This window comes from Streptomyces sp. NPDC001381 (genome assembly GCF_042895685.1).
In the GTDB taxonomy this organism is placed as follows: domain Bacteria; phylum Actinomycetota; class Actinomycetes; order Streptomycetales; family Streptomycetaceae; genus Streptomyces.
Genome location: NZ_JBIAWO010000001.1, coordinates 756,871 through 768,615, shown reverse-complemented (window position 1 = coordinate 768,615; position 11,745 = coordinate 756,871). Strand labels below are relative to the sequence as shown.

Annotated in this window: 10 protein-coding genes; 8 read left to right on the top strand and 2 right to left on the bottom strand. The window is 71.4% G+C overall.

Features of this window, described 5'->3' with window-relative positions; all coding sequences use genetic code 11:
* The first annotated feature begins 65 nt into the window (after nt 1–65).
* The 6 genes from ACFY2L_RS03470 to yjfF all read left to right on the top strand — a co-directional run bounded on the left by ACFY2L_RS03470 (nt 66) and on the right by yjfF (nt 8,104).
* The gene (locus tag ACFY2L_RS03470; protein ID WP_390821358.1) at nt 66–977 is read left to right on the top strand and encodes a hypothetical protein; all 912 of its coding nucleotides are present in this window, start codon (nt 66–68) and stop codon (nt 975–977) included.
* Nucleotides 978–2,151: 1,174 nt separating this feature from the next.
* A complete protein-coding gene (locus tag ACFY2L_RS03465; RefSeq protein WP_390655528.1) occupies nt 2,152–3,198 on the top strand; it encodes a LacI family DNA-binding transcriptional regulator in 1,047 nt (348 codons plus the stop codon).
* A gap of 134 nt (nt 3,199–3,332) precedes the next feature.
* Entirely contained in the window at nt 3,333–4,340 is a 1,008-nt protein-coding gene (locus ACFY2L_RS03460) for an ABC transporter substrate-binding protein (protein WP_390655529.1), read from the top strand.
* Between the two features lie 94 nt (nt 4,341–4,434).
* Complete coding sequence (locus ACFY2L_RS03455) at nt 4,435–5,973, top strand: sugar ABC transporter ATP-binding protein (protein ID WP_390655530.1); 1,539 nt, start codon at nt 4,435–4,437, stop codon at nt 5,971–5,973.
* The gene (locus ACFY2L_RS03450) at nt 5,970–7,079 is read left to right on the top strand and encodes an ABC transporter permease (RefSeq protein WP_390821357.1); all 1,110 of its coding nucleotides are present in this window, start codon (nt 5,970–5,972) and stop codon (nt 7,077–7,079) included. The genes ACFY2L_RS03455 and ACFY2L_RS03450 overlap by 4 nt, the downstream gene beginning before the upstream one ends.
* On the top strand, nt 7,079–8,104 hold the full coding sequence (gene yjfF / locus ACFY2L_RS03445; RefSeq protein ID WP_390655532.1) for a galactofuranose ABC transporter, permease protein YjfF: 1,026 nt from the start codon (nt 7,079–7,081) through the stop codon (nt 8,102–8,104). Before ACFY2L_RS03450 ends, yjfF begins: the two co-directional genes overlap by 1 nt.
* A 77-nt stretch (nt 8,105–8,181) precedes the next feature.
* Here yjfF and ACFY2L_RS03440 read toward each other — a convergent pair whose 3' ends face one another.
* A complete protein-coding gene (locus ACFY2L_RS03440) occupies nt 8,182–9,891 on the bottom strand; it encodes a hypothetical protein (RefSeq protein WP_390821356.1) in 1,710 nt (569 codons plus the stop codon).
* Between the two features lie 189 nt (nt 9,892–10,080).
* Between ACFY2L_RS03440 and ACFY2L_RS03435 the strand changes: the two genes are divergently transcribed.
* Nucleotides 10,081–10,272, top strand: coding sequence for a hypothetical protein (locus ACFY2L_RS03435; RefSeq protein ID WP_390656177.1), 192 nt, complete (start codon nt 10,081–10,083; stop codon nt 10,270–10,272).
* Between the two features lie 95 nt (nt 10,273–10,367).
* Nucleotides 10,368–10,844 (top strand): hypothetical protein, encoded by a 477-nt coding sequence (locus ACFY2L_RS03430; protein ID WP_390821355.1) that lies wholly within the window; start codon nt 10,368–10,370, stop codon nt 10,842–10,844.
* A 12-nt stretch (nt 10,845–10,856) separates the two neighbouring features.
* Here ACFY2L_RS03430 and ACFY2L_RS03425 read toward each other — a convergent pair whose 3' ends face one another.
* A complete protein-coding gene (locus ACFY2L_RS03425) occupies nt 10,857–11,738 on the bottom strand; it encodes an IS5 family transposase (RefSeq protein WP_390821354.1) in 882 nt (293 codons plus the stop codon).
* Between the last annotated feature and the right edge of the window lie 7 nt (nt 11,739–11,745).

Below are 11,745 nucleotides of genomic sequence, written 5' to 3'. Positions count from 1 at the left end.
TCCCACACAACTTTCACAGGCGACCCTAGGAACGTGACCGTCCGGGAACTTAGTCTTCCCGCGTCATGGACTACTGCCACCCGTGCCGACGGCACCTCAACGGCGCCCTCGCCTGCGCGGGGTGCGGCGCACCTGCCGACCAGCTACGCGCGTATCCCGAGGACGGCTACGCGCCGGAGCCGTACGCCCAGGACACCCCCGTGCCGCAGCCGTACGGCGCCGCCGACCCGTACGGCGCCCAGGAGGCGTACGGGTCCGGCGAGCCGTACGGGACTCAGGAAACGTTCCGCCAGGAGGAGCCGGAGTCCGCCGCCGACGAGCTCGCGCACGAGGGTGACGGCGACGGCGACCGCGAGGGCGAGGGCGACGGGCCGCGGGGCCGCGCCGCGCGCCGCCGGGAGCGGGGCCGGGGCGACCGGGGCCGAGGACGCGGACCGGCCGACGACGGCCCCGCCGGACCCGGCGAGGCCGACGCGAGCCGCCGTGACCGCAAGGCCGCGGTCCACCGCCGGCGCCGCAGACGCACGGTGCTGATCACCGCCGGTTTCGTGCTGGCCGCGGGCGGCCTCAGCCTGGCCGAACTCGGCGTGGACGCACCGGGGTTCAACTCCTCCCCGAACCCGGCGGCGGCCGGGGGCGAGTCCTCGGAGGTCGACGACTCGACGACCGAACCGAGCACGTCCGCACAGCCCCTGGACGACAGGAACAGCACCGGTGGGGACAAGGGCTCACCGTCCCCCTCGGCCTCCGCCTCCCCGTCCGCGTCGAAGTCGCCGGCCGGCGAGGACGACGCCACGCGGGCCCCGGACGGGGAAGCCCAGTCGGCCACCCTGCCCGCCTCCTCGGCGCCGGCCTCCGGCTCGACCGACCCGGCGGGCTCCGGCTCCACCCCGACCGCCGGCCCGACGTCGTCGGACCCGTCCCCGCAACCGTCACCGTCGCAGACCTGCACCCGCGTCCTGTGGTGGTGCTCCTAGCACCCTGGCGCTCCCGCGGACACGCCGAGCCGACGCGGCCCATTGCCCTGCGGGCGGGACGGGCGTTCGCCGTGCGCCCGCGCGGGCCCACGCCGCGTGGGCCGGGTGGGCCTTTGCCGTGCGGGCGGACGGGCCTTTGCCCTGCGGGCGGGATTCGCCGTGCGCCCGCGCGGGCCCATGCCGCGTGGGCCGGGTGAGTCTTCGCCGTGCGGGCGGGCGGGCCTTGCCCTGCGGGCGGGATTCGCCGTGCGCCCGCGCGGGCCCACACCGCGCGGGCCGGGTGGGCCTTCGCCGTGAGGCCGGGCGGGCCTTTGCCCTGCGGGCGGGACGGGCGTTCGCCGTGTGGGCCGGGCGAGGCACTGCCGTGGGCCGGGACGGGCGTCTGCCCTGCAGGCCGGACGGGCTTGCGCCGTGTGGGCCGGGCGGGCGGGGGCCGTGCGGGCTGGGCGAGCCCGTCCGCCGCGTGGGCCGGGACGGGCGTCCGCCGTGCGCTCGGACGGGTCTTCGTCGTGCGGGACGGACGAGCCTACGCCGCGCGGCCCGGGACGGGCGTTCGCCGTACGGGTGGGACGAGCCTGCGCCCTACGGGCCGGATGAGCCTGCGCCCTACGGGCCGGACGGGCCTGCGGCGTGCGGGCCGGGTGAGTCTGCGCCGGGCCGGCCGGATGGGTGCTTGTCGTGTGGGGTGTTGAGCGGTCGGCGGCCGGCTGGACGGTTCTGTCCACGACGGCGTGCCGGTCGTCCCGGCGGCACGCCTGCCCCGGGGGCCGGGGCGAGTGCGCCCTGTCGGGTCGGGCGCCGGCCCGCCGCTCGGCGGGGCCGCCTCGCGCCGCCGGGATCATGGCGCCGACCTGGGCGGACGGGCCTGCCGACGGGGTCGCGGACCCGGTCGGGACGGGCCGCCGCCACCGGGCGCGTTATCCAACCGTGACGGCCTTCCGTTGCAGCCCTCTTGACCGCCGTGAATTGTTAGCGCTCACAATGACCTCCGCATTCACCAGTCAAGGTCCAGCGCCAGCCGGGGAGTTACGAGCGTCGTGCCCAGAGTGCCCCAACTCGTCGAGCCCGCCTGGGCCGTTGGACCGTCCGGGAACCCGGCGTGAGGTCGGCGCCGCGGAATCGTCCGTCCACCCCGCAGGACTTATCGGCAGACCAGCGCCAAGGAGGTGCGGCCGTGACGCACACGCAGCTTCGGCCGCCCACCATGGCCGACGTGGCACGCCAGGCCGGCGTGTCCCACCAGACCGTGTCCCGCGTGCTGGGGGATCACCCCAACGTGCGGGACGAGACCCGGGCCAGGGTGCTGCGCGCGATCGAGGAGATGGGCTACCGCCGCAACTCCTCCGCACGGGCCCTCGCGACCCGGCGCACCCGCACCCTGGGTGTCGTGGCCTCCGACACCACCCTCTTCGGACCGGCCAGCACGCTGTTCGCGCTCGAGGAGGCGGCGCGCGCCGAGGGGTATCTCGTCTCGACGGTCAGTCTGCGCGAACTGACCGTGGAGAAGCTGTCCGAAGCCCTGGACCACCTCAGTGAGGGCGGGGTGGAGGGAGTGGTCGCCATCGCCCCGCAACGGTCGGCGGTGGACGCCCTGGCCGGGCTCCGCCATCCGTTCCCCGTGGTCATCGTGGGCAGCGCACCGGGCGTGGACATCCCCAGCGTCAGCGTGGACCAGCGCCTGGGCGCGCGGCTGGCCACGGGGCATCTGCTGGCCGCCGGCCACCGCAGGGTCTGGCATCTCGCCGGGCCCGAGGACTGGCAGGAGGCGGCCGACCGGGCCGCCGGCTGGCGGGCGACCCTCGAAGCGGCGGGCGTCGAGCCGCCCATGCTGCTGCGCGGGGACTGGAGTCCGCTGTCGGGCTACCGTGCGGGCCAGGAACTGGCCGGCTGGGTGGGCCGGGGGCTGACCGCAGTCTTCGTCGCCAACGACCAGATGGCACTGGGGGTGTTGCGGGCCCTGCGGGAGGCCGGCGTCCGGACTCCCCAGGACGTCGCGGTGGTCGGCTTCGACGACATCCCGGAGTCGGAGTTCTTCGCTCCACCGCTCACCACCGTCCGGCAGGACTTCGCGGCGGTGGGCAAGCAAGGGATCGCGCTGCTCCTGGAGCTGATCGAGGGCCGGCCACCCGCCGACACGCCCCGGATCGCGATCGAACCCCAACTCGTCGTCCGTGCGAGCACCTTCCCGCACACCGCTCAACCGGAGGGCGTACCCCTCTGACGGACCCACCGGCCGTCTTCGGCCAGACGTGTGGCCGAAATGCCGAACAGTGATCGACAGGCTGGACGTACAGCGGCCGGTCGCATCGAGTACCAGCAGGTCCTCCCCGGGCCGGCTCTTCAAAGGAGAAGAACATGCTCAGCAGAAGGAACTTCCTCACCGCGGCGGTCGGCGTGGCGGCCGCGGGCGGCCTGGCGGCCTGTGCCAAGAAGGACGAGAGCTCTTCCGGCTCCTCCTCCGGGGACGGCAGCAAGACGATCACGCTCGGCTTCTCCCAGGTCGGCTCGGAGAGCGGCTGGCGCAGCGCCAACACCACCTCGGTGAAGGACGCGGCCAAGGAGGCGGGCTACACCCTCAAGTTCTCCGACGCCCAGCAGAAGCAGGAGAACCAGATCTCCGCGATCCGCAGCTACATCGCGCAGAAGGTCGACGTCATCGCCTTCTCGCCGGTCGTCGTCACCGGCTGGGACGCGGTGCTCAAGGAGGCCAAGGCCGCGAAGATCCCGGTGGTCCTCACCGACCGCTCGGTGGAGACCTCCGACGAGTCCCTGTACGTCACCCTGGTCGGCTCCGACTTCACCGACGAGGGCCGCCGCGCCGCCAAGATCCTCGAGAAGGTCATCGCGAAGGCCGGTCTCAAGGGCGCGGTGAAGATCGCCCAGCTGGAGGGCACCACCGGCGCCGCCCCCGCGATCGAGCGCGCCAAGGGCTTCAAGGAGGTCATGGACGCCGACCACGCGGACGACTGGAAGATCGTCGTCAGCCAGACCGGTGACTTCACCCGCGCCGGCGGCAAGCAGGTCATGGCGGCCTTCCTGCAGTCCAACCCGGACGTCAACGTGCTCTTCGCGCACAACGACGACATGGCCATCGGCGCCATCCAGTCCATCGAGGCGGCGGGCAAGAAGCCCGGCAAGGACATCCTGATCGTCTCCATCGACGGCGTGAAGGACGGCTTCGTGGCCATGTCCGAGGGCAAGATCAACGCCATCGTCGAGTGCAACCCGCTGCTCGGCCCCCAGCTGATGGACGTCGTCAAGAAGGTCAAGGACGGCGAGACGGTCGAGCGCTGGATCAAGACCGAGGAGAGCGACTTCATGCAGGACCAGGCCAAGGCCGCGCTCCCGACCCGCAAGTACTGACCGACGGCACCCACCGGCAGGGAGCCTCCGTCCGACCGGGTCATCGGTCCCGGGGCTCCCTGCGGCCTGAACCACTCTCATGAGGAGCGCTGCCATGGCAGAGCCGCGGCCCGTCCTGGAAATGACGGGCATAGTCAAAGAGTTCCCGGGGGTACGGGCTCTGTCGGACGTCGACTTCCGGCTCTTCCCCGGCGAGATCCACGCCCTGATGGGCGAGAACGGCGCGGGCAAGTCCACCCTCATCAAGGTGCTGACGGGGGTCCACTCCCTGGACGGCGGCACGATCACCCTCGACGGGAGGCCCGTCCGGTTCGCCAGCCCGCTGCAGGCCCAGCAGGCCGGCATCAGCACCGTCTACCAGGAGGTCAACCTCTGCCCGAACCTGTCGGTGGCGGAGAACATCTTCATCGGGCGCGAACCGACCCGGATGGGCCGCATCCAGTGGAAGCGGCTGCGTCAGGAGGCGGCGGAGCTGGTGGACCGGCTCGGCCTCGACATCGACGTCACCGCGCCCCTGTCCTCGTACCCGCTGGCGGTGCAGCAACTGGTCGCGATCGTACGGTCGTTGGGCACCGGCGACAGCGACGGCGAGGGCTCGGGCACCAAGGTGCTGATCCTCGACGAGCCGACGTCCAGCCTCGACCGCGACGAGGTCCTCCAACTGTTCTCCCTGATGCGGCGGTTGAAGGACGAGGGCGTCGCGATCCTGTTCGTCTCGCACTTCCTCGACCAGATCTACGAGGTCTGCGACCGGATGACCGTGCTGCGCAACGGCACCCTCGTCGGCGAGCACATGGTGAGCGACCTCGACCAGGTCGGGCTCGTCCAGCTCATGCTCGGCAAGGCCATGGGCCAGCTGGAGGAGCTCCACGACCACCAGCTGCACTCCGACGTGGGCGACACGCTGCTGAAGGCGGACGGCCTCGGCAGGACCGGCGGCATCGCCCCGTTCGACCTGGAGATCAAGAAGGGCGAGGTGATCGGGCTCGCCGGTCTGCTCGGATCGGGCCGCACCGAACTCGCCCGGCTGCTCTTCGGCGCCGACCAGCCGGACAGCGGCAAGGTGTCCGTCGCCGGCCGGCCGGTCTCGATGAGCGCCCCGAACGACGCCATCGGCGCCGGTGTCGCGTTCTGCTCGGAGAACCGCAAGACCGAGGGCCTGGTGCCCGATCTGACGGTGCGGGAGAACATAATCCTGGCCCTGCAGGCCGCACGCGGCTGGACCCGGCCCATCCCGGCCGCCCAGCGCGACGAACTCGTCGCCAAGTACATCAAGGCGCTGGACATCCGCCCCGCCAACCCCGAGGCCAGGGTCGGCCAGCTCAGCGGCGGCAACCAGCAGAAGGTGCTGCTGGCCCGCTGGCTGATCACCCAGCCCAAGCTGCTGATCCTGGACGAGCCGACGCGCGGCATCGACATCGGCGCGAAGGCGGAGATCCAGAAGCTCGTCGTCTCGCTCTCCGAGGACGGCATGTCCGTCCTGTACATCGCGGCCGAGCTGGAGGAGGTCCTCCGGCTCAGCCACACCATCGGAGTGCTGCGGGACCGCCGGCTGGTGGCCCGGATCACCAACGGGCCCGAGATCACCACGAGCAAGATCCTCGAGACCATCGCGAGCGGAGAACACCAGTGACCACCACCTCCCGCTGGCGAGCACTGACGCACCACCACCTGTTCTGGCCGGTCGCGGTCCTGATCGTCCTGCTGCTCGTCAACGTCCCGTTCACCCCCGACTTCTTCTCGATCAAGATGACGGACGGCCACCTCTACGGCAGCCTCGTCTCGATCGTGCTGTTCGGATCGCCCCTCATCCTGGTGGCGGTCGGCATGACCGTGGTCATCGCCACCGGCGGCATCGACCTCTCCGTCGGCGCCGTGGTCGCCATCACCGGGGCACTGGCCTGCTCGTACATCAGCGACCAGGCCGACCAGGGCGCCCTGTCCGGGGTGCTGCTCGCCATGGGCCTGGGTCTGCTGGCCGCGGTGGTCTGCGGTCTGTGGAACGGCTTCCTGGTGGCCCGGATGGGCATCCAGCCGATCATCGCCACGCTGATCATCATGGTCGCCGGACGCGGTGTCGCCCAGCTGATCACCGACGGCCAGATCATCACCGTCAACAGCGAGCCGTACAAGCTGATCGGCGGCGGCTACTGGCTGACGCTGCCCTTCTCGATCTTCGTGGTGGCCGTCGTCGTGGCCGTCACCGTGGCGCTGACCCGCCGCACCGCGCTCGGCCTGCTCGTCGAGGCGGTCGGCGGCAACGCCGAGGCCAGCCGGCTGGTCGGCATCAGGTCCCGGCGCATCAAGATCATGGTCTATATGTTCTGCGCGCTGTGCGCCGGCATCGCGGGCCTGATGATCAGCTCCAACACCTCGGCGGCCGACGGCAACAACGCCGGCCTGTGGATCGAGCTCGACGCGATCCTCGCCGTGGTGATCGGCGGCACCTCGCTCCTGGGCGGCCGGTTCTCCATCGGCGGCACGGTGGTCGGCGCGCTCGTCATCCAGACCCTGACCACCACGATCTACACCATCGGCGTGCCGACCCAGACCAACCTGGTCTTCAAGGCCGCCGTCGTCATCGTCGTCTGCCTGCTGCAGTCCCCGAAGTTCCGCGCCAAGGTCTTCGGCGCCAGGTTCGGCGCCGGGCCCGGCACGAGGGCAAGCGCCAAGCCGGCCGCGGCCCCGGCGGACTCCGCCGCGGCGACCGAGGCCGCTCCCAAGATGGAGGTGTCGTGATGAGCACGACCACCCAGAGCCCCCCGGCCGCCCCGGACAGCCGCACCCCGTCCAGGGCCGCGCGGCTGCTCGAAGACCGGCGCCTGCCCGTGGTGGCCACGGCCCTGCTCTTCCTCGTCATGTACGGCGTGGGCCTGAGCCGCTACCAGTACTACGGGTTCGCCGAACCGCAGGTCTTCCTGAACCTGTTCATCGACAACGGCTATCTGCTGGTCGCCGCCGTCGGGGTCACCTTCGTCATCCTGTCCGGCGGCATCGACCTGTCCGTAGGCTCGGTGATCGGCTTCACGACGATGTTCACGGCCTGGCTGGTGGAGCGCCAGGGACTGCCGATCGTGGCCGTGATCCCCATGGCGCTGGCCGTGGGCGCCCTCGGCGGCTTCCTGATGGGCTATGTGATCCACAACTTCGAGATCCAGCCCTTCATCGTGACCCTCGCCGGTCTCTTCCTCTTCCGCGGCCTGTGCCTGGTCATCAGCAAGGAGTCGATCTCCATCGGTGACTCCTCGGTCAGCAGCATGGCCCAGGCGCAGGTCTCGCTGGGGATGGGATTCCTGTCGATCGGCGCGGTCGTCTCACTGGTCGTCCTCGCCGTGGCGTTCTACGTCCTGCACTACACCCGCTTCGGGCGCCGGGTGTACGCCATCGGCGGCAACGAGCAGTCGGCCCTGCTGATGGGTCTCCCGCAGGGCGGCACGAAGATCGCCGTGTACACCGTGAGCGGCTTCTGCTCGGCGCTCGCCGGTCTCCTCTTCACCCTCTACATCCAGTCCGGCGACCCGCTGCACGCCACCGGCATGGAACTCGACGCGATCGCCGCGGTCGTCATCGGCGGCACCCTCCTGACGGGTGGCTCCGGCTACGTCCTGGGCACCCTCTTCGGTGTCCTCGTGCTGGGCCTGATCAAGAGCCTCATCCAGTTCGAGGGCACGCTCAGCTCCTGGTGGACGAAGATCGCCACCGGTGTGCTGCTGTGCGCGTTCATCCTGATCCAGCGCTTCATGACGGCCCGCAGGAAGACCTGAGCCGACGGGACGTCGCGCACCGGAGCGGTCCGGCGCACAGGCACCGTGCGCCGGACCGCTCAGGGCGTCAGGGCTCCTCAGTGGTCGTAGGGCCAGGGGAAGCCGAGTTCCTCGGCGCGTCCGCGGCTGCCGGCGATCACCCGGGCGTAGCCCGCCGGATTCTCCTCGGACAGCCGCCGGAGAGCGGCGGCGGCCTGGATGCCGGGCGGGGTACCGTCGTCCGGGACGGTCCAGCGGAAGACGAGCGGATCCCCGTCCGGCGTCCCGGCACCGAGCCCCGGCCGGTACCAGAGATGGACCTCGGCGTGGTCCGGGTCCGCGGATCCGGTACTGATCCAGCCCCGCTCCATGTCCCACCGGCTCAGCAACTCCGGCCGCTCCACCAGCCCCTTCCTGATGAGACGGGCGAGAGTGCGGGCCGGCCAGGACCAGGCCAGGTCGGCCTCCGCCCGGGCGATCTCGGCGTCGTAGGCGGCGGCGTCGAACCGGACGGGGGGAAGCACGGGCGTGCTCCTCCCCAGGCCCGGCAGCGGTGGCCGCCGCCATTTCTCCCAGACCACCTCGTCCCCGTCCCGGCGGATGGTGACGTGGAGCGCGCCACAGCAGCCCTCGGTGCAGGAGGCTTCGGCCAGCTGCACCTCCCGCGCCTGCGGGCCGGCCCGCAACTGCCCCTCTTCCAGGAGCAATTCGGGGCTGTGCGCGGGTCCGAGGGGGAAGACCGCCGGGACGAGGGGCCGTCCGTCGAGGAGGATCCGGGTCTCCACGGGTTCCCGGTCCACGGGGTCCCCGACGACGACCTCCACGCGCAGCCGGCCGGGTGCGGCGGGCAGCGCGAACGGCCGTCGCCGGGTGTGCCGGATCCACCGGGCCCGCAGCCGCCGCTCGGGCTCGTCGCTGTCGACGTCGTCCGCGGAGACGGCCCACCGCGGCTCCGCGAGCAGCCGCCCGAGCGTCCCGAGCAGGGCGCTCCGCCGCCCCGGAGGCCAGTCCAGCAGCACACCCGGCCCGCTGCTCAGGTCCAGGGCGAGGGAGAGCAGGGTGGCGTGGTGGCCGACGGTGGGAGGCAGGAGCCGGGCCCGGCGGACAACGGTCTCGTACAGGCGCAACGCGTCCCGGTAGAGCGGGAGTTCGGTGGAGTCGTCCCGCCCGCCGGCCATCCGGGCGAGGAGCCTGCCCGCCAGGGCGAGCAGTCCGGTGTGCGAGGGGTGCCGGTCGAGCAGGTCGGGCAGGAGGACGGCTTCCGCGATCCGCCGGGCGGTCGAGGCGCCGAGCAAGCGGGCGTCGGTGGGCAGGACGTCGAGCTCGGCGAGGACGGTCCGCCGCCGGTCGACGGCGTCGAGGGCCTCGACGGCGGCCCCGCACAGGTCCCGGAACTGTCCGAGGGCGATGAGGCACGGCACGTCCTCGGGCTCGCCGAGACGGGCGAGCAGGGCGAGTCCCGCCGTGACGGCCGCGGCGGTCGTCCCGGTCCGGACCAGTTCCCGCGCCAGCGAACGGCCCCGGTCCCGCTGCGGGCCGGACAGGGCCAGGCCGGCGACGACGGCCCGGACCGTCCGCTGGTGCCGCCGCCGTACGCCGAGCGAGTCGAGACGCCGGTGCACGGTCCCGGAGTCCTCCGGCAGCGGATCGAGCGCTTGCCGGACGGCCGCCCGCATCGCCTCGTGGGAGAGGGCCGGCGCCGTGTCGGGGGTCTCGGGTGGACAGGGAAGGGGGAAACCACGCCGGGGCGGCAGCCCGTCCGGGGACTCGCGCAGCAGGCGCAGGGCGTGGTCGTACAGGCCGCTCACCGAGCGGTGCGGTACTCGATTCCGTAGGTCATGCGTTGAGCCTGCCGGCCCGGCGGGCGCGGTGTCGACGGATTATCCGGGAACCGGTGCCGCGCCGGCGGATGTGTACGACGGCGGGGTCCGCAGCGGGACAGGACGCACGGCACCCAGGACACACACCAGGAAGCAGAGGAAGAGGACAGCGTGGAGATGCTCGCCCTGGCAGGTCTGCTCGTGCTCGTCGTCGGCGGATGCGTCTGTGTCGTGTGGGCGTCGCGCGGCGGCCCCCGCTGGGTGCGCGCGGTGGCCGCGGTGACGCTGGCCGCGGGGGAGGCGCTCCGCGCGATGGACAGCAAGGGCCGGCGCTCGAACTCCGGCGACCGGTCGGGCTCGGACGAGTAGGTGAGCGGGTGAGCCCGGCGGACACGACCTAGGGGGTGTCCGATGGGTCGTAGCTCGCTTGAGCGTCAAAGAAGCGATGCGGCGATGATGTGCGGGTGTTCTACGAAGATCTCAGCGAGTACGACTACCAGGACGAGGATGAGTTCACGGACAGGGAGTCGGGCTTCTACGCGCTCGGGTACCGCCCGGCGTACACCCGCCTGAACATCGGGTGGTTGGAAGCCGGCAAGCCGTACTCGACTGGAACGGTCCCCGCAGTGTTCGTGGAGAAGCTGAAGGCTGTTCAGGAGGTCCAGTGGATGAATGTCTGCCTTGGGGTGCACGAATGCGACCTGTGTCCTGAGGAAGGGGCTCTGGAAGGGAACGGGGAGGTCCGAATCCCGGGCGTGCCAGGCATCGCCTATGCCGCTCCGTTCCTGATCACGCACTACATCACCACACACGGCTACCGACCGCCGCAGGTCTTCATCGATGCCGTTCTCGCCGTCGATCTCGACGCGTGGGCCGCCGCGCGATGGCCCAACGTCCCCTTCCCCTGGGTCCCGGATGACGTCGAACGCATGCTGGAGTAGGGCCGAGCGAACCTACCTACGCAGCCAGAGCCGGATCGAAGCCACGGTGACCGTCCCGTGAAAGACGTAGGCTCTCTTGTCGTAACGAGTCGCGACCGCACGGAAGATCTTTAGCCGGTTGATCGTTCGCTCCACTTCGTTGCGGCGCCGGTAGATCTCTCTGTCGAACCCGGTCGGACGGCCACCCTTACTGCCGCGCCGCTGGCGGTTGGCACGCTGGTCCTTGGGCTCCGGGATCGTGTGCTTGATCTGGCGCCGCCGCAGATAGCGACGGTTGCGGCGCGACGAATAGGCTTTGTCGCCGCCGAGGTGATCGGGCCGAGTACGCGGGTGTCCGCCAGCGGGCCGCGGAACCCGGATCTGTTCCAGTACGGGGATTAACTGTGGGGCATCTCCCCACTGGCCGGGAGTGATGACGAAGGCGAGGGGGCGACGTCCGCTCTTGCCCGCCAAATGAATCTTGCAGGTCAGACCGCCTCTGGAACGGCCCAGGGCCTCGTCGGTCCGATGCCGGACCGGCGTGCTTCGTCTGCCGGGGACTCTCGGCGGGCGGGAGCGAGCACCCGCCGCGTGCTGGTGGGCCCGGCAGGAGGTGGAGTCCACGCTGACCATGCTCCAGTCGATCAGGCCCTCGGCATCGGCGTCGGCCTGGACGGCCCGCAGGATCCTCTCCCACGTGCCGTCTGCTGACCACCTGCGATGACGGTCATGCACCGTCTTCCACTTCCCGAAACGGGACGGCAAATCCCGCCAGGGCAGGCCAGTCCGCTGCCGGAACAGAATCCCGTTGATCACCCGGCGATGGCACTGCCACCGCCCACCCCGCCCCGCACTCCTCGGCAGATGCGGTTCCAGCCGAGCCCATTCCTCATCCGAAAGATCACCCCGCCCCACGACGACC